Annotated in this window: 22 protein-coding genes; 8 read left to right on the top strand and 14 right to left on the bottom strand. The window is 64.1% G+C overall.

Features of this window, described 5'->3' with window-relative positions; translation table 11 throughout:
• Nucleotides 1-19 precede the first annotated feature (19 nt).
• Genes ACGYLO_RS03930 through ACGYLO_RS03920 form a run of 3 tightly spaced genes read left to right on the top strand, consistent with a single transcriptional unit; the run spans nucleotide 20 to nucleotide 1,804 of the window.
• Nucleotides 20-1,108 carry an ABC transporter ATP-binding protein gene (locus ACGYLO_RS03930; protein WP_067268171.1) on the top strand — a complete coding sequence of 363 codons (1,089 nt, stop codon included), beginning with the start codon at nucleotides 20-22 and terminating at the stop codon, nucleotides 1,106-1,108.
• Entirely contained in the window at nucleotides 1,105-1,455 is a 351-nt protein-coding gene (locus ACGYLO_RS03925) for a Lin0512 family protein (protein ID WP_271687623.1), read from the top strand. Before ACGYLO_RS03930 ends, ACGYLO_RS03925 begins: the two co-directional genes overlap by 4 nt.
• A complete protein-coding gene (locus tag ACGYLO_RS03920; protein ID WP_271687621.1) occupies nucleotides 1,448-1,804 on the top strand; it encodes a Lin0512 family protein in 357 nt (118 codons plus the stop codon). Before ACGYLO_RS03925 ends, ACGYLO_RS03920 begins: the two co-directional genes overlap by 8 nt.
• Before the next feature lie 18 nt (nucleotides 1,805-1,822).
• Here the strand turns inward: ACGYLO_RS03920 and ACGYLO_RS03915 are convergent, their stop codons facing one another.
• The gene (locus tag ACGYLO_RS03915; protein ID WP_271687618.1) at nucleotides 1,823-2,485 is read right to left on the bottom strand and encodes a YafY family protein; all 663 of its coding nucleotides are present in this window, start codon (nucleotides 2,483-2,485) and stop codon (nucleotides 1,823-1,825) included.
• Between the two features lie 183 nt (nucleotides 2,486-2,668).
• Here ACGYLO_RS03915 and ACGYLO_RS03910 point away from each other — a divergent pair, with 183 nt between their 5' ends.
• The 4 genes from ACGYLO_RS03910 to ACGYLO_RS03895 are packed head-to-tail and all read left to right on the top strand — an operon-like array spanning nucleotide 2,669 to nucleotide 5,214.
• Nucleotides 2,669-2,935, top strand: coding sequence for a twin-arginine translocase TatA/TatE family subunit (locus tag ACGYLO_RS03910; RefSeq protein ID WP_067268177.1), 267 nt, complete (start codon nucleotides 2,669-2,671; stop codon nucleotides 2,933-2,935).
• A gap of 4 nt (nucleotides 2,936-2,939) precedes the next feature.
• Nucleotides 2,940-3,506, top strand: a complete 567-nt coding sequence (gene tatB / locus ACGYLO_RS03905) for a Sec-independent protein translocase protein TatB (RefSeq protein WP_271687617.1) — start codon at nucleotides 2,940-2,942, stop codon at nucleotides 3,504-3,506.
• Between the two features lie 5 nt (nucleotides 3,507-3,511).
• Complete coding sequence (tatC, locus tag ACGYLO_RS03900; protein WP_067267932.1) at nucleotides 3,512-4,369, top strand: twin-arginine translocase subunit TatC; 858 nt, start codon at nucleotides 3,512-3,514, stop codon at nucleotides 4,367-4,369.
• Nucleotides 4,366-5,214, top strand: a complete 849-nt coding sequence (locus ACGYLO_RS03895) for an ATP-binding protein (RefSeq protein WP_394376354.1) — start codon at nucleotides 4,366-4,368, stop codon at nucleotides 5,212-5,214. Before tatC ends, ACGYLO_RS03895 begins: the two co-directional genes overlap by 4 nt.
• Before the next feature lie 57 nt (nucleotides 5,215-5,271).
• Here the strand turns inward: ACGYLO_RS03895 and ACGYLO_RS03890 are convergent, their stop codons facing one another.
• From ACGYLO_RS03890 to cysG, 11 genes are all read right to left on the bottom strand, one after another.
• Nucleotides 5,272-6,513 (bottom strand): M23 family metallopeptidase, encoded by a 1,242-nt coding sequence (locus ACGYLO_RS03890; RefSeq protein ID WP_271687613.1) that lies wholly within the window; start codon nucleotides 6,511-6,513, stop codon nucleotides 5,272-5,274.
• 61 nt (nucleotides 6,514-6,574) lie between these two features.
• Nucleotides 6,575-7,231 (bottom strand): protein-L-isoaspartate(D-aspartate) O-methyltransferase, encoded by a 657-nt coding sequence (locus ACGYLO_RS03885; protein WP_067267929.1) that lies wholly within the window; start codon nucleotides 7,229-7,231, stop codon nucleotides 6,575-6,577.
• On the bottom strand, nucleotides 7,228-8,013 hold the full coding sequence (gene surE, locus ACGYLO_RS03880; RefSeq protein ID WP_271687609.1) for a 5'/3'-nucleotidase SurE: 786 nt from the start codon (nucleotides 8,011-8,013) through the stop codon (nucleotides 7,228-7,230). The genes ACGYLO_RS03885 and surE overlap by 4 nt, the downstream gene beginning before the upstream one ends.
• A 72-nt stretch (nucleotides 8,014-8,085) precedes the next feature.
• Nucleotides 8,086-8,739, bottom strand: coding sequence for an SDR family oxidoreductase (locus ACGYLO_RS03875; RefSeq protein WP_271687608.1), 654 nt, complete (start codon nucleotides 8,737-8,739; stop codon nucleotides 8,086-8,088).
• Between the two features lie 64 nt (nucleotides 8,740-8,803).
• Nucleotides 8,804-9,064 (bottom strand): pilus assembly protein PilZ, encoded by a 261-nt coding sequence (locus tag ACGYLO_RS03870; RefSeq protein WP_067267925.1) that lies wholly within the window; start codon nucleotides 9,062-9,064, stop codon nucleotides 8,804-8,806.
• Between the two features lie 190 nt (nucleotides 9,065-9,254).
• Nucleotides 9,255-10,103, bottom strand: a complete 849-nt coding sequence (locus tag ACGYLO_RS03865) for a ferredoxin--NADP reductase (protein ID WP_067267937.1) — start codon at nucleotides 10,101-10,103, stop codon at nucleotides 9,255-9,257.
• Between the two features lie 68 nt (nucleotides 10,104-10,171).
• Nucleotides 10,172-10,603 (bottom strand): DUF934 domain-containing protein, encoded by a 432-nt coding sequence (locus ACGYLO_RS03860; protein ID WP_271687605.1) that lies wholly within the window; start codon nucleotides 10,601-10,603, stop codon nucleotides 10,172-10,174.
• Nucleotides 10,600-11,391, bottom strand: coding sequence for a phosphoadenylyl-sulfate reductase (locus ACGYLO_RS03855; protein ID WP_271687603.1), 792 nt, complete (start codon nucleotides 11,389-11,391; stop codon nucleotides 10,600-10,602). Before ACGYLO_RS03855 ends, ACGYLO_RS03860 begins: the two co-directional genes overlap by 4 nt.
• Nucleotides 11,381-13,057, bottom strand: a complete 1,677-nt coding sequence (locus ACGYLO_RS03850) for a nitrite/sulfite reductase (protein WP_271687602.1) — start codon at nucleotides 13,055-13,057, stop codon at nucleotides 11,381-11,383. Before ACGYLO_RS03850 ends, ACGYLO_RS03855 begins: the two co-directional genes overlap by 11 nt.
• On the bottom strand, nucleotides 13,057-13,353 hold the full coding sequence (locus tag ACGYLO_RS03845) for a DUF2849 domain-containing protein (RefSeq protein ID WP_271687601.1): 297 nt from the start codon (nucleotides 13,351-13,353) through the stop codon (nucleotides 13,057-13,059). The genes ACGYLO_RS03850 and ACGYLO_RS03845 overlap by 1 nt, the downstream gene beginning before the upstream one ends.
• Nucleotide 13,354: 1 nt before the next feature.
• Nucleotides 13,355-14,749: a siroheme synthase CysG gene (gene cysG / locus ACGYLO_RS03840; protein WP_271687600.1), complete on the bottom strand. Its 1,395-nt coding sequence runs from the start codon at nucleotides 14,747-14,749 to the stop codon at nucleotides 13,355-13,357.
• A gap of 144 nt (nucleotides 14,750-14,893) precedes the next feature.
• Between cysG and ACGYLO_RS03835 the strand changes: the two genes are divergently transcribed.
• Nucleotides 14,894-15,355 carry an Lrp/AsnC family transcriptional regulator gene (locus ACGYLO_RS03835; protein ID WP_067265010.1) on the top strand — a complete coding sequence of 154 codons (462 nt, stop codon included), beginning with the start codon at nucleotides 14,894-14,896 and terminating at the stop codon, nucleotides 15,353-15,355.
• Between the two features lie 32 nt (nucleotides 15,356-15,387).
• Here ACGYLO_RS03835 and tpiA read toward each other — a convergent pair whose 3' ends face one another.
• Nucleotides 15,388-16,137, bottom strand: a complete 750-nt coding sequence (tpiA, locus tag ACGYLO_RS03830) for a triose-phosphate isomerase (RefSeq protein ID WP_271687598.1) — start codon at nucleotides 16,135-16,137, stop codon at nucleotides 15,388-15,390.
• An 83-nt stretch (nucleotides 16,138-16,220) separates the two neighbouring features.
• Nucleotides 16,221-16,583 carry an iron-sulfur cluster assembly accessory protein gene (locus ACGYLO_RS03825; protein ID WP_067265014.1) on the bottom strand — a complete coding sequence of 121 codons (363 nt, stop codon included), beginning with the start codon at nucleotides 16,581-16,583 and terminating at the stop codon, nucleotides 16,221-16,223.
• Nucleotides 16,584-16,604 lie beyond the last annotated feature (21 nt).

The raw sequence follows: 16,604 nt of genomic DNA, 5'->3' as shown, positions 1-16,604 counted from the left end.
ATCGGATACCGCAGCCTCCATGAGTGACCCCACCCCCCGTCTGGAAATCCGCAACCTGCGCCGCGCCTATGGCGGGCGGCAGGTGGTCGATGACGTATCTTTGCAGATCTTGCCGGGGCAGGTGACTTGCTTGCTTGGCCCTTCGGGCTGCGGCAAATCCACCACGTTGCGCATGATCGCGGGTGTGGAAATGCAAGACAGCGGCACGATCCATGTCGACGGCAAACTGATCTGCGACACCATGTTCCGCGTCCCGCCCGAGCGGCGCGAGATCGGCCTGATGTTCCAAGACTTCGCCCTGTTCCCGCATCTGAGCGTGGCCGACAACGTGGGCTTTGGCCTCAAGAAAGGCACGCGTGAGGAGAAACGCGCGCGGATCGAAGAACTGCTCGAACGGGTGGACCTGCTGCGCTATATCGACGGATACCCGCACCAGCTTTCGGGCGGGGAGCAGCAGCGCGTGGCGCTGGCCCGCGCGCTGGCCCCGCAGCCGCGCATCATGCTGATGGATGAGCCCTTTTCCGGTCTCGATAACCGCCTGCGTGATGGCATCCGCGACGAGACGCTGAGCATTCTCAAGGAAGAGGACACCGCCGTTTTGCTGGTCACCCATGAGCCGGACGAGGCGATGCGCATGGCCGATGAGATCGCCCTGATGCGCGACGGTAAGATCGTGCAGCAAGGCGCGCCCTACAACGTCTATACGCGGCCCGTCGACCGCGCCTCCGTCGCCTTTTTCAGCGATGCCAATGTGCTTGAGGCCACGGTGACCGGGGCGTTGGCCGATACGGTCTTTGGCCAATTCCTTGCCCCCGGTGTGGCCGATGGCACGCCGGTGAATATCGTCTTTCGCCCGCAACACCTGCGCATCGACTTTGACAGGGCAGGCAAGGGGCCGCGCCCGACGGCGACCGATGGCACACCGGCCCGGGCGGTGGTGGAACGCGCGCGCTTCATGGGCAACGAAAGCCTCGTGGAATTCGTACTGGAAGAGGATGGATCGCGGCTCAAGGCCACGGTGCCCAATGTCTTTCTGCCGCAACCCGGTGCCGTCATGTGGCTGACCGTGCGCCGCGACCGTTGCTTTGTCTTTCCGGTGACCTCATGAAGCCGCTGTTGGTGGAATTCGGCATGGGCTCCTCCCTGCGCCGCGGTGATTATACGCAGGCCGCGAAACGTGCGGTGCAGGATGCGCTGTGGCACAATTCGATCAATCTGGCCGAGCTTTTCGGTTTCGATAAGTCGGCCATGCGCATCACCCTCGACGTGGGCGTGCAGCGCCCGGATCTGGTGGATGCCGAAGCGCTGCGCGCGGTCTTTCCCTATGGCGAGGTGACGGTGAAGCTGCATCACGGCGGGCTCGACGTGCCGCGCCCCGAAGGGGAAGGGAACCCAACGGTCATGGCCAATGTGGCGCTTTCCGTCGGCTTCGAGATGGAGCGTGCCGATGGCTGAGCAGCGGATCATCATCGAAATGGGCATGGGCAACGATCTGCATGGGATGGACTATACCAAGGCCGCCGCGCGCGCGATCGAGGATGCCTTGCGCCATTCCTCCCTGCCGCTGTTCGGCGCGCTAGAGGTGACGCCGGATCAGATGCGCGTGCAGGTTACCGTGGCGGTGCAGGAGCCTGAAAAGGTGGATGTCGATGCGCTGGTGGCCAAACTCCCCCGCGGTCGCGCCCAGGTCCGCGCGGTGAAGGGCGGGCTGAATGTAGCCACTGGACAGGATACCATCGTGATCGCGCAGGCCAGTGTCGAGGCGTTTTTGCCCCCGCAAACCGGCTGGCGATTGAAGGGCTGAGGCGGCGTTGATCTGGGGTTAGGGGCGATGATCCGCGAGCGTTCTGCCCGGCTCGTCCACGAACAACTCCGGTAGCGGCTCAGCGCTCTCGATCTGATCAAGCGGCAGGGTCACGAAATCCGCCGCCCCCTCGCTCCAGGCCGTCAGCAGCCAGAACCGGCCCCAATTACGCACCTCAAGCGGGCGCACCACCTGCGGCGCTTCGCCGATCACCGCGATCCGTAGCTTTTGGCGGGCCTGCACGGCGGCACGCAGCACCGGCAGATGGGTGAAAACCCGCGTGGCTTTGCCCTGCGACCTCAGCGCCTGCGCCCATGCGGCACCCTCGGCAATGGTCTCGGTCGGCAGCACCGCGTCGAACTTGGCGGCCAATGTCTCCGCCGCGCCTTGCAGGGCGGGGTCGCCCACCTCTGCTGCGACAGCGAGGCCGAGGTTCAGCGCCTCCAACTCCGCCGCCGTCAGGGTCAGCGGGGGCAGAGTGATCGCAGGGATGATCCGATAGCCTTCGCCCCGCGTCCCAGCGATGGACAGGCCCGCCGCGCTGAGCTTGCCCATATCGCGGTAGATCGTGCGGGGGGAAACGCCGAACTGCCGGGCCAAATCCTCGGCTCGGTGCAGCCGCCCATCCCGCAGCCTGTCAATCAGCCGGACAAGCCGATCTTCGGTTTTCGCTGATACCATGTTGCCTCCTGACGCTCCTGACAAAAACATGTCTCAGCTGGAATTGCACGCCTGAAAATCGGCAGTCCTTCGCCCGCAGCACCGCCCATCCGCTGCATTGCCCCTTCATGGTCCCGGCGCCGCCCGCTATCACGGTGCAGACTGGCGCGACCAGACTGCGCCAAACATGATGGGAGAACAGACATGTTGAACAATATCGGACTGCCGGGCCTGCTGCTGATCGCGGTTGTCGTGCTGGTGCTTTTTGGCCGGGGCAAGATTTCCTCGCTCATGGGCGAAGTCGGCAAGGGCATCACCAGCTTCAAAAAAGGCATCAGCGAAGGCGAAGAAGAGAACAAGCGCGACGAGATCAAACATGTCGAAGACGTGCACCATGCTGACCTGCCGGAACATGCCGATCAAGGCACCCATCCCAAGACCGACCTGAAGGCCGACAAGGACCGGGTGTAACCCGATGTTCGATCTGGGTTGGACGGAACTTTTAGTCATCGGCGTGGTGGCCCTGATCGTGGTCGGCCCCAAGGACTTGCCCGTGCTGTTTCGGCGCGTCGGGCAATTCGTGGGCAAGGCCAAAGGCATGGCGCGTGAATTCAGCCAAGCGATGAACGATGCCGCCGATGAAAGCGGCATGCGCGAGATGTCATCGTCGCTGAACAAATCGCTCAAAACGGCCAGCAACCCGCTGGGCAGCGCCATGGATGAGGTCAAGGACGCGACCCGGTCACTGACCAATTTCGACCCTGAGAGCGAGACTGGCAAACTGGCGGCGCAAAAGGCCGAGGATGTGAAGAAGATCCAAGCCAGCACCGCGCGGGCCGCCGCCGAACGCAAGCAACGCGAAGCGGCGGAAGCCATGGCCGAGGCCGAAGCGGCAGAGGCGAAGCTTTCGGACACCGCCCCGGCCAAGGAAGCCCCGGCGCGGCCTGTGATCGAAAAAGACGCAGGTCAGGCCCAAGCGGCATCGGACGATGCCGCCGCCAAGACCTCAACGGCACCCAAAGCTGCCGCCAAGAAAGAGTGAGTTGAATGAGCGCCACCGACGATTATGACGAGATCGACGACAGTTCCGCCCCGTTGATCGAGCATCTGGCCGAGCTGCGCACGCGGCTCATCCATTCGGTCATCGCTTTCATCATCGGGATGGTGATCTGCTTTACCGTCTGGAACCCGATCTTCAACTTCCTGACCGAACCGCTTTGCTCGGCCATGGCGGAACGGGGGCAAGAGGATTGCGGGCTGATCCTGATCAAGCTGCAAGAGGGTTTCTTCGTCGCGATCTCGATCTCTCTCTTGGGCGGTCTGGTGCTGGGCTTCCCCTTCATCAGCTACCAGCTGTGGCGCTTCGTGGCCCCGGGGCTTTACAAGAACGAGAAGGGGGCCTTTCTGCCCTTCCTGATCTCTTCGCCGGTGATGTTCTTCCTTGGCGCGGCTTTCGCCTTCTATGTCGTCACGCCGCTGGCCTTCGACTTCTTCCTTGGCTTCCAGCAGGCCGGCACGCTGGTCGGTGGGCCGGATGGTGAGAACGGCATTGCCGCCATCGCCTTCCAAGGGTCGGCGCAGGAGTATCTGTCGCTCACGATCAAATTCATCGTGGCCTTTGGCCTTTGTTTCCAGCTCCCGGTTCTGCTGACACTGATGGGCAAGGCGGGGCTGGTCAGTTCCGAAGGACTGGCCAATGTGCGCAAATATGCGGTGGTGGCGATCCTCGTGCTGGCCGCGCTGGTCACCCCGCCTGATGTGATCACGCAGGTGATCCTTTTCGTGGTGGTCTATGGCCTCTACGAAATCTCGATCTTCCTCGTGCGCCGGGTCGAGACAAAGCGCAACGAAAAGCTGCGCGAAGAGGGCTACTTTGACGACGAAGACGAGGAAGACCTGCTGTGATCAATGATCCGATGGACCGTATCGCGGCGGCGCTGGAGCGTATGTCTCCCGCGCCGCTCGCCGCCCCAGACTTCGATGCGGCCACTGCCTTCGTCTGGCACACCGACCCCGACCGTCTGATGCCCGTGCCGCAGGTCGCGCGGATCGACCTGCCGCTTCTGGTGGGGGTGGATCGGGCGCGGGATACGCTCTTGGCCAACACCCGCCAATTTGCAGCGGGGTTGCCTGCGAACAACGCGCTTCTTTGGGGTGCTCGAGGCATGGGAAAATCCAGCCTTGTCAAGGCGATACACGCGGATGTTCAAGCATCACATGAAGTATTGCGCATCGTTGAATTGCAGCGCGAAGACCTGCCGTCGGTCGGGCGGCTTCTGTCCCTCCTACGTGGGGCCTCGCAGCGGGTCATCCTGTTTTGCGACGACCTGAGTTTTGGCCATGACGACGCGCATTACAAATCGCTGAAGGCCGTGTTGGATGGGGGCATCGAAGGGCGGCCCGAGAATGTCGTACTCTATGCCACATCGAACCGCCGCCACCTGATGCCGCGCGACATGATTGAGAACGAGCGCGGCAGTGCAATCAACCCTTCGGAAGCGGTCGAGGAAAAGGTCTCTCTCTCTGACCGCTTCGGGCTGTGGCTGGGGTTCCATCCCTGCGATCAGGACCAATATCTGGCGATGATCCGCGGCTATTGCGATGCCTTCGGCGTGGAGATCGACGACGACACATTGCGCGCCGAGGCTGTCGAATGGCAGGCCACACGCGGCGCCCGCTCGGGCCGGGTGGCTTGGCAGTATTTCGTGGATTTGGCCGGCCGGAAAGGCGTTCCCGTTTCGGGCGGTTGAGCGCCGGACGGTATGAGCGAAAGGGCCCGCATATTCTGCGGGCCCTTTGTCGTTTGGTTACTGAATATAGGGCGTCGGATCGACGCTCTCAAAGCCTTTGCGCACCTCGAAATGCACATGCGATTCCGATCCGCCGCGCAGTTTGGCGATCTGCTGACCCCGGCTGACGCTATCGCCCTTGGCCACATTCACACCGTCGACATTCGCATAGACCGTGAGCAGGTTGTTGGCATGGCGCACCACGACAATCGGGATGCCCTCGGCGCTCTTGGTGATCGCGGCGACGGTGCCCGCCTCGGCGGCTTTCACCGGCCCGCCGGGGCTGCCCTTGATGTTGATGCCCTCATTCTTGCCCTTGGAATAGGCGCGGATGATGGAGCCTTGGACCGGGGGTGTCATCTTGGTGGCCTTTGCCGGGGCGGTGGGCTTGCCCACATCGGCCACAGGCTCTTTCGGCTCGACCTTGGGCGGCAGGGGCTGTGCGGTCTCATCCTGCGGCAGCGGTTTCGCGGCAGAGGGCGGCGTCGGCGTGGGGGTGCCTGCGCCGGGTGCGCTGGTGACCGGCTGCACGGGGCGCGAGGCGGCGGCGCTCGACTCGGTGTTGGTCGCCTGACGCGGGGGCGCCTGTTTCTCGACCGGGATCAGCAGGAATTGGCCCTCGCGGATCGCGAAATCGGGGCCGAGGCCGTTCCACTCGGCCAGCGCCTTGACCGGCACGTTGTAAAGGCGCGCCACGGTATAGGCGGTCTCCCCACGCTCGACCCGGTGGCGCACAGGCTCTTTCGCCTGCGGTGCTGCGGGCTGCGGCGCAGGCGTGCTGGTGGTGCCTGCGGGCGGCAGGCTTTGGGTCTGGACGCTGGGGGTCGCCGGGGCGCGGTCGATGGCGCTGCCGGCAAGGGTGGTAATGTCCACGGCGCCATTGGTGCCCGGCGCAGGCTCAGAGACACGGCGGGGCAGGGCGATGATCTCACCCTGGCGGAGCGGGACGCCCTGATCGATTCCGTTGTAGCGGGCCAATTCGCCGCTGTCGGCGCCCACACGCGCGGCCACGTCTTTCAGCGTATCGCCCCGGCGGGCGACGACGACTTGATAGTTGGGATAAGAGATCACGCCCCGTGCGTCGGGCTTGGGCCGGTCTGCCAAAGGGCCGCGCGCCGCTTCAGCGGTGGAGAACCCATCGCCAAAGGTGCTGCGCATGTCGTAATCCAAGGGCTGATTTTCGCAACCTGCCAGCAGTATCGCACTGGTCCCGGCCATTAGGGTCAGCCGCATGGGGCGGCGCAAGCGTGTTTGGCGCATCTGCAAGTCCTCATCTTCGCCCCCAGAGGGTATGGGGCGTTGTCCGTGTCTCTGTAACCTATTAGCCGTCCTTGCCCAAGCCTTCCAGCAGGGGGACAAAGCGCACGGCACGCAATTCGTCGTATTCCAGCCCATCAGCGGTCTTTCGCACGCGGATGAGGTGTTGGACCGTGTCGGATTGGCCGACGGGCAGCACCATGATGCCCCCCTCTTTTAGCTGCGCGAGCAGGGGGCCGGGCGGGTCTTCGGCGGCGGCGGTCACGATGATCCGGTCAAAGGGGGCCTGTTCGGCAAGGCCAAAGCTGCCATCGGCGGTGATTGCGGTGATATTGGTCAGATCCATCGCCTCGAACACACCGCGCGCCTCTTGCACCAGACGGCGGTGCCGGTCGATCGTATAGACCCGCCGGGCGAGCTTGCTGAGGATCGCGGCCTGATAGCCAGAGCCGGTCCCGATTTCGAGCACCTTATCGCGCGAGGACACCTGCAAGGCTTGGCTCATGAGCCCCACGACAGAGGGTTGGCTGATGGTCTGGCCGCAGGCGATGGGCAGGGGCATATCCTCATAGGCGCGGCTGGCAAAGAGGCCGCGGATGAAGGGGCCGCGGTCGATCGCTTCCATCGCTGTGAGCACGCGCGCATCGGTCACGCCTTTGGAGCGTAGCGCGTAGAGGAACTGCATTTTGCGTTCCGCTTCAGAGATGGGGGGCTCATTCATCCGTTGATGCCCGCCAGCGTTTCGAGGGCCGCGTGATCCGTCAGGTCGCAGCGCATCGGGGTGACCGAGACATAGCCGTCAAGGTTGACGCAGGCATCGCTGCCCGGTGCCGTTTGCACGCGTTGATCGCCGCCCTTGATCCACAAAAAGCGGCGGCCTGAGGGCGACAGATGTGCTTCGGTCGAAAACCCGGTGCCGGGGCGGCGGCCCTGCGGGGCCAGCCGGATGCCGCGCACATCAGCGCCCGCCACTGGCGGGAAGTTCACGTTGTAGAAAAGCCCATAGGCCGCGTCTTCTTTGGGGCTGTGGTCCAGAATGCGGCGGCAGGTCTCGGCGCCGTGCTGGGCAGCGGCCTCAAAAGGATCCGCCAGATCGCGGTTGGCGGGGCCGTAGTATTGCGACAGGGCGATGGCGGGCAAGCCTTGCAAAGCCGCCTCGATCGCGCCGCCAAGCGTGCCGGAATAGAGCGCGTTTTCAGCGGCATTGTTGCCCCGGTTCACGCCGGAGAGCACCAGATCGGGGGGGGCGGCGGTCATCGTGTCGTGGATGGCGGCAAGGACGCAATCGGCGGGGGAGCCTTCGGTAGCGAAGACGCGTTCGTCCAATTGCGTGATCATCATCGGCTTGGTGTAGCTGATGCAATGGCCCACACCGGATTGCTCGAACGCCGGTGCCACGGTCCAGACCTCGCCCGCAGGCCCGGCCAGTTCCTCGGCAATGGTGCGCAGCACGGCCAGACCGGGCGCGTTGATGCCGTCATCGTTTGTAATCAAAATACGCATGAATGGCCCCTTTTTGCCTTGATAGGCGAGGGGCGGACCGGCGGCAAGCGCAGCGCGCCGGTGCCGCGCGGTTCAGGAGGCGGAGTTTTCCGACAGTTGCGCCAATACCGCAGCGGCCTGCGTGGCGGTGTCGCTCAGCGCCGCGCGGTCTTCGCCGGGGAAGAAGCGGGCGCGGGTGGCGGTGGGCATCGGCTCGGGCGTGAGGATATGGACACGGGGGCCGATCTGCGCGGTCTCGACCTGCCAAGAGGTCGCCAGCGCGATCTGCGCGGCCTTGGTGGCCCCGTAGCTGCCGAAGAATTTCGTGCCCGCACGCGGATCGTCAAAGAAGACCGCCGTGCCATCCGCCCCCAAAAGCGGCGAGACAAAGGTGATCAGCCGCGCGGTGGCGGTGACGTTTCCGGCGATGGATTTCTCCATATCCTTGGCGTCAATGTGATCGGTGGGCGTCAACGGGGCGGCATGGACGGCGCAGTGCAGCCAAAGGTCAAGCCCGCCCCAGCGGTCATGGATGCCCCGGCAGAGCACGGCCATGGCATCGGCGTTGGTGATGTCCATCGGCGCCAAGGTGGCGCTGCCGCCCTTGGCTTGGATACGGTCGTCCAACTCTTCAAGCGCGCCGGTCGTGCGACCGACCGCGATGATGTGATGGGTGGGGGCCAAGGCTTCTGCCAATGCGGCCCCAAGGCCGCGCGATGCGCCGGTGATCAATGCTGTCTTGCTCATGCGCGGGATGTGCACTGCCCCGCGCGGCAGGTCAAGAGGCGCGCGCCGCGCCTCCCCCAAGGTTTCAGCCCTGCGGCAGGCGCAGCACCTGATTGCCGCGGCGGCTGGAGAGCACCAACGTCCCTTGCCCAATGGCGGAGACGACGCCGCCTGCGACCTGATCGCCCACTTCGACGCGCGAGATTTTACCGCCACCTTCGCGGATCAGCGCGCCGGGCGTGCTGTCGCTGCCGAAGATGCCGATCAGCGCCGTGCTGGACAAGTCGGCCTTCTGAGTTGCCAGATCGGAGACTTTCTTTGGGGTCGGGGTCCCATTGCTCGCCATTGATATGCCTTTCGCCTGTGGTTGCGTTTCGCGCGGCAGTCCCCCGCGCTCGCAAGGCGTCAGCTAAGCCCTGCCGCAGTGCAGCGGAAGGGGGCGTTTTCGGGATGCGCAGGGTTCTGCCAAAGCGTCGGCAAAGCTGCGCCGACACCTTGGTTGTAACGCTGCGACCTTTCGTAAGGCTTAATTCGGCTTAGCCGACGAAAGCCTTTTCGACGACGAAATGCTGGGGGTCGGAATTGGCACCCTCGGTTAGGCCAAAGCCTTCGAGAATCTCCATAATATCCTTGTTGAAGCCAAGGCTGCCGCAGACCATGGCACGGTCATGGGCGGCATTGATTTGGGGCACGCCCAGATCTTCGAACACCGTGCCATCCTGCAAAAGATTGGTGATCCGGCCCATCTTGGGGCTCTCTTCGCGGGTGGTGGTCGGGTAATAGCGAATCTTGGCAAGGTTTTCCGGGCCGATGAGTTCCTGCATCAGCTCGTCGGCCTTCAGCCCTTCGATCAACTGCCGGCCATACTCAAGCTCTGCCACATCGCGGCAGGTGTGGGTGACGATGACCTCGTCGAATTTCTCATAGGTCTCAGGCTCGCGCAGCAGGCTTGCGAAGGGGGCAAAGCCGGTGCCGGTGGCGAACATCCACAGCCGGTCGCCGGGCAGCAGCGCGTCATGCACCAGCGTGCCCACGGGCTTGGGCCGCAGGATGATCTGATCGCCGGGCTGGATATGTTGCAGTTTGGAGGTCAGCGGGCCGTCTTGCACCTTGATCGAGTAGAACTCCAACTCATCGTCCCACGCGGGCGAGGCGATGGAATAGGCGCGCAAGAGCGGTTTTTGCTTGCCGGTTTCGGGATGCGGATCGCCCATCAGGCCGATCATCACGAACTCGCCCGAGCGAAAGCGCAGGGAAGCGGGCCGGGTTACCCGGAACGAGAAAAGCTGATCGGTCCAGTGGGTGACCGAAGTCACGGTCTGGGCGTCGGGCAATGTCGGGACGGGCTTGGCGGCGGTTTGGTTCACTGTGCTCTGCTCGGTCATCATGGTTTCCGCAAATCGGGTTGCGGCCTCTACTTATGGCAAGGAAGGGGGGAGGGCAATGAAGCGGCCTATTTGGCCGCGGTCGCCGGTCCGGATGCGGCACCGCGCAGGCGGGACTGATAGTCATGGGCCTGCCAATCGGCGCGGGCCAGCCATTGGTCCTCAGGCTGGCGGGCGGCCAGATCATCGTCGATCTCGACCTCATCGAACCCGGCGCGGCGGGCCATGGCATATTGATCGGCCAGCACATGCCCGCGGGCGCGCAGGCGGCCCTGGTAGCCGCGCAGACGCAGAACGCGGGCGATGGTAAAGCCGCGCCCATCCGCGAAAGAGGGGAAATCGACGCGGATCATCTCAAGCGCCGGGGGCAGCGTGAGGGCATGGGCATCGGCGTCAGACGCTAGATCGACGGCGCGGCAATCGTTCGCGGCGCCATCCTCGCAATAGCCTTGGGTCCAGTCGTCGGCGGTGAAGCCTGTGTCGGTGACGAGTACGCTCATGATTTGTCTCCTGTTCGGACCACTTTGCCGTTCACAAAATGGATACCGCATTCTTCTTTGTTCTGATCGCGCCAGCGCCCGGCGCGCGGGTCTTCGCCCGGGGCCACGGGCGAGGTGCAGGGCGCGCAGCCGATCGAGGGGTAGCCTTTGGCCACCAGCGGATGCCGGGGCAGGCGGTTTTCGGTGATGTAGTCGGCCACATCGGAATTGGCCCAATAGGCCAGCGGGTTCACCTTGATCCGGGGTGCTGCACCGTCTTCGGGGATTTCTGCCTCGAAAAACTCCAAGGCCGCGCGGCTGCCCGATTGAAAACGTTTACGCCCGGTGATCCAGCCGTCATAGCCCTCCAGCGCGCTCTGGAGGGGCCGGGTCTTGCGCAGGGCGCAGCAGGCATCGGTGTCATATTGGTGCAGCGTGCCATCGGGATCCTGTGCTGCGATCTCTGCGCTGCGCAGGGTGGTGACATTGCGCAGACCGAGGCGCTCGCTCAGTTCCTGCTGGTAGACGAGGGTTTCGGCAAAGAGCATTTCGGTGTCGATGAAGAGCACCGGGATGTCCCGCGAGACCATGGAGGCGAGGTGCAACAGCGCCACCGATTCCGCGCCGAAGCTGGAGACGAGGGTGAGGGTTTCGATCTCCGCATCGGCGCGGCGGATCACATCCGTCGCCCCGTGGTGGCGCAACTCGGCGTTGAGCCGTGCCACCTTTTCCTCGACCGCGCGCAGCCCCTCGGGGGGCGGCGCATCGGTATTTGAGAAAGGATGAAGTTCAGGGGTATCAAGCGGCATTGGCCCGATCCTTCTCTGCCGCTTCGGGGTAGAGCACGGCTTTGAATGGCGCGAGGCCGAGGCGGCGGTAGGCTTGCAGGAAGGTCTCGCCGGGATCGTTGCGCAGGTCGAGATAGCCCCGCACGAGGCGTTCGATGGCGGGGATGATCTCCTCGGCCGAGAAGCCGGGGCCGGTGCGGGTGCCGAGGCTCGCGTCCTCGGTGCCATCGCCGCCGAGCGTGATCTGGTAGTTCTCTACGCCTGCGCGGTCGAGGCCGAGGATGCCGATATGGCCCACGTGGTGGTGGCCGCAGGCGTTGATGCAGCCGGAGATTTTGATCTTGAGCGGGCCGACGTCATGCTCGAGCTTCAGCTCGTCGAAACGGGTCGCGATCTCCTGCGCGATGGGGATGGAACGCGCGGTGGCCAGCGCGCAGTAATCCATCCCGGGGCAGGCGATGATGTCCGAAATGAGGCCGATGTTGGCGGTGGCGAGTTTCGCCTCTTTCAGCGCGGCGTGCAGTTCGGGCAGGTCGCTGCGGTGCACATGGGGCAGGATCACGTTCTGCTCGTGGCTGATGCGCAGCTCGTCATGGCCAAAGCGACGGGCGAGGTCGGCCATCACGCGCATTTGGTCTGCCGTCGCGTCGCCGGGTGTGGCACCATGCGCTTTGAGACTGATCGAGACGATGGCATAGCCCGGCGCGCGGTGCTGGGCGAGGTTGGTGTCGGCCCAGGCGCGGAAGACGGGATCGTTGGTATAGGCAGATTCGTAAGTCGCGAGGGATGCGGTTTTGAATTGAGGCGCTGCAAAGTCAGCTTCGATGCGCGACAGCATTTGCTGGTCGATGCCGGTGAACTGGTCGCGGATCAGCGCATATTGCGCATCGACCCGGGCGCGGATGTCTTCGATGCCGTTCTCGTGCACGGTGATCTTGATGCGCGCCTTGTACTTATTGTCGCGGCGGCCGAGCACGTTGTAGACGCTGACGATGGCTTCGAGCGTGGGCAGCAGGTCCTCATACTTCACGAAATCATAGAGCACCTTGCCGATCATCGGGGTGCGGCCAAGACCGCCGCCGACGATGACCTCGAAACCCTGCTCGCCATCGCGTTCGACGATGCGCAGGCCGATGTCATGGGCCTTGATTACCGCACGGTCGGCGGCGGCGCCGGTGACGGCGACCTTGAACTTGCGCGGCAGGAACTGGAATTCCGGGTGGTCGGTGGACCACTGACGGATCAACTCGGCCACGGGGCGGGGATCGGCGACCTCATCGGCGGCGGCCCCGGCGAAATGGTCCGCCGTCACGTTGCGGATCGTGTTGCCGGAGGTCTGGATCGCATGCAGCTTCACCTCGGCCAGCGCGTCGAGCATATCGGGCACATCGCGCAATTCGGGCCAGTTGTACTGGATGTTCTGGCGGGTGGTGAAATGGCCGTAGCCCTTGTCCCACCGCTCGGCGATATAGGCGAGTTGATCCATCTGGGCGCTGTTCAGCGTGCCATAGGGGATCGCCACCCGCAGCATATAGGCGTGCAGTTGCAGGTAGAGGCCGTTCATCAGGCGCAGGGGTTTGAACTCATCCTCGGTGAGCGAGCCGTCGATGCGGCGCTCGACTTGGGCGCGGAACTGGGCGTTGCGCTCGGCGAGGAATTTGTCGTCGAATTCGGTGTAGCTGTACATCAGACGGTCTCCTGTTTGCCGTGGGCGTAGTTCGAGGGGCCGGTGGCGCGGAACTCTTCGCGGAAATGGGTGGGGCGGGGGCCGCCTGCTTCGGGGGCCACATCCGCGAGGTAGACGCCGACGACCAAATCCTGCTGGCTTAGTGCGTCGATCAGGCGCAGGTCGGCGTCGGCCTCATCGGTGAGGACTTCGGCTTCACTCAGTTTGCGGGTCCAGCCGGTGGAGGTTTGATAGACGACATCGCCTTCGAGCAGCGCATTGGCGGTGATGACCTTGGGGGTGAAGGGTTTGGGCATGTCAGGCCAGCTCCTCTAGCGGGGTTTCGGTGGCAACTTGGACGGCGGCGCGCGGGGCGAGGCCGTAGAAGGTGAGCGCGGGGCCGGTCATTTCGGCATCGGCCAGATCGCGCGGCAGATCGTTCAGCGTGGTCGACAGCACCCGCTGATCGGCGCGCGAGGCGTTTTCGATCACGGTGACGGGTGTGGCGCGGTCGGCGCCATGCATCAGCAGGCGGCCTTGGACGAAACGGGCGGATTTCTTGCCCATATAGATTGCGGCGACTTCGTTAGGGCGCGCGAGGGCGGCCCAGTCGTGATCGGCGAAACCCTTCATGTCATGCCCCGTGAGGAAGCGGACCGAGGCATTGCGGCCCCGTTTGGTCAGGCTCTGCCCGATGCCCGCCACGGCGGCGGAGGCGGCGGTGATGCCGGGCACGATGTGCCAGCCGATGCTATGGGCGTCGACCGCGTCGATCTCTTCGTCGAGCCGGCCAAAGACCGTGGCATCGCCGGATTTCAACCGCACCACCTGCGCGCCGCTTTGCGCGTGTTCGACCAGCAGGGCGTTGATGTGCTCTTGGGCCGTGGAGGGGCCGAAGCCCTCTTTGCCCACGTCGATCATCAGCGCCTCGCGGCGGGCGAGTTCGAGGATCTCGGGGCTGATCAGCCGGTCGTAGATCACCACATCGGCCTCATCCAGCGCGCGGCGGGCCTTGAGCGTCAGCAGTTCCGGGTCGCCCGGGCCGCCTCCGACGAAGGCCACATGGCCCTCGCGGGCTTTGCGGGTGAGGTGGGTGTGCAGCAGGGTTTTCAGCGCCGGGCGCACGGTATCCTTGCCCTCAGCCATGGCGCGGGGGCCGGTGGCGAAATAATACTCCCGCCAGAAATCACGGCGCGCACGGCCCATGGGCAGGGCATCGGCCAGCTTGCGAAAGCCTTTGCCGATGCGCGCCAGCGGGCCGAGGGTGACGGGCAGACGCTCTTCCAAATCGGCCTTGATGGCGCGGGCCAGCACCGGGGCGGCGCCTTCGGTGCCGATGGCCACGGTCACCGGATCGCGGTCGACGATGGCGGGGGTGATGAATTCGCTGTCGTGCAGATTGTCGACGATATTGACCAGCACGCCCGCCGCATGGGCCAGCGCGGCGTTTTCAGCATCCAGCGCGTCATCTTCATCCGCCGCGTAGAACAGCCGCGCGCCGGGGAGATCGGCGGCGGTGAGGGGGCGGCGGTGCAGGGTGAGCTTGCCCGCCGCTTGCCAGTCGACGATCTCTGCCGCCGGGTCGGGGGCGAAGACATGCAGCGCCGCTTCGGTTTTCATCAGCAGACGCAGCTTGGCCAGAGCGGCTTCGCCGCCGCCGGAGAGGAGGATCTTTTGCCCGCGGGTGGCGAGGAAGATGGGAAAGTGATCCATGATGCGCCCTGTATTCTGTTTGACGTGACCTCTTATATAGGAAATATTCCCGATAATTGACTATATGCTGGCGCAGATAAGAACATGCGTTCGCTTTGGCCGCAGGTTGAGTGTGAACGTCCTGCCGGGACGAGAGAGAAGAGAATGACTGTCCGAATTGATGAGACCGACCGGAAGATTTTGGCGCAGCTGCAACGGGATGCGAGCCAATCGCTGGACGATATTGCCCGTGAAGTGGGGTCTTCGAAAACGCCGGTGTGGAATCGGATACGCAAGCTGCGCGAAGCCGGGGTCATCGGCCAGCAGACCGTGGTGCTGGATTCCGAAGCGCTCGGGTTCGAGGCCTGTTTCTTTGTCCTGATCCGCACGTCAGAGCATGAGGCGGCTTGGCAGGCGGCGTTTTTGCAGGCGTTGAAAGACCGGCCCGAGGTGCAGGAGGCGCACCGTCTGGCGGGGGATATCGACTATATCCTAAAGGTGCGGGTCAAGAACGCGCGGGCCTATGACGTCTTTTATCAGGCGCTGATTTCAGAGGTGAAGGTGCATAACGTCACGGCGCTTTTGTCGATGGAAGAGATCAAATCGACGACGATGCTGCCGCTGTAAGAGGGCGGGTGTCTTCGCCGCCCCGCATTGGCTTAGGACTGGGCGAGGGCCGTCACGATGGGCGCGAAATCCTCGGCCTTGAGGCTGGCCCCGCCGACCAACGCGCCATCGACGTTTTCGACGGCGAAGATTTCGACCGCATTGGCAGCCTTTACCGACCCGCCGTAGAGCAGGGGGAGCGCATTGCCGATCTCCGCGCCGAAACGGCCGATCAGGCGGGTGCGGATGAAATCATGCACCTCTTTGATCTGCGCAATGCTGGGGACCTTGCCGGTGCCGATGGCCCAAATCGGCTCATAGGCGATAACGGTGTTCTGGGCCTCCACGGCATCGGGGAGGGAGCCGTCGAGCTGCGCGCCGATAATGTCGAGGGTCTGGCCTGCCTCCCGCTCAGCCTCGCTTTCGCCGATGCAGACGATGGCAGTGAGACCGGCACCCCATGCGGCCCGCGCCTTGGCTTGCACATCGGCATCGGTCTCGCGGTGTGCATCGCGGCGCTCGGAATGGCCGAGGATCACGTGGCTGGCACCGCTGTCGGCAACCATCGCGGCAGAGATATCGCCCGTGTAGGCGCCCGCTTCTTCGGCATGGCAATCCTGTGCGCCGATCTGGATCGGGCTGCCATGGGTGGCGTCGGTGGCGCGAAAGAGGAGGGTGCTGGGCGGGCAGATCACGACCTGCGGCGGGTTTTCGGGCAGGCCGGTAGCAAGGCTGTGAAGCTCTGTCAGCGCGGCGGCGGTGCCGTTCATTTTCCAGTTGCCGGCGGCGATTTTGGGGCGCATCGGTTCCGTCCTGATCTGTTAATGTTGCCAGATCAGTTCGCAGGCCCGCGGCCTTTCGTCAAGGCCGGGGCCGATCGGCGCGCCTACTTCGCGCCGAGGCTTTCGTCGAATTTAATCGATTCGCCGCAGCCGCAGGCTTCGGTCACATTGGGATTGCGGAACTTGAAACCGGACTCGAGCAGCGTGGTTTCATAGTCAATCTCGGTGCCGAAGAGGAACATCTGCGCCATGGGGGCGATCATCACCCGCGCGCCGTCTTGTTCGACCACCTCATCATTGGGGTCGGTCGCTTCGACGTATTCCATGGTGTACTCCATGCCAGCACAGCCGCCTTTCTTGACGCCAATGCGCAGCCCGGCGTGGCCCGCCGATTGCATCAACTTCGCAATCTGGCCAGCGGCTTTGGGGGTCATGGTAACGGCTTGCTTGCCGGGAATGCCAAACATCACAAATCTCCTATGCCGCCA

The sequence above is a fragment of the Sulfitobacter sp. 1A13353 genome, from assembly GCF_043557255.1.
Taxonomy (GTDB): Bacteria; Pseudomonadota; Alphaproteobacteria; order Rhodobacterales; family Rhodobacteraceae; genus Sulfitobacter; species Sulfitobacter faviae.
Note: the sequence above shows the minus strand (reverse complement) of the source record. Positions and strands in the feature narration are given on the sequence as shown.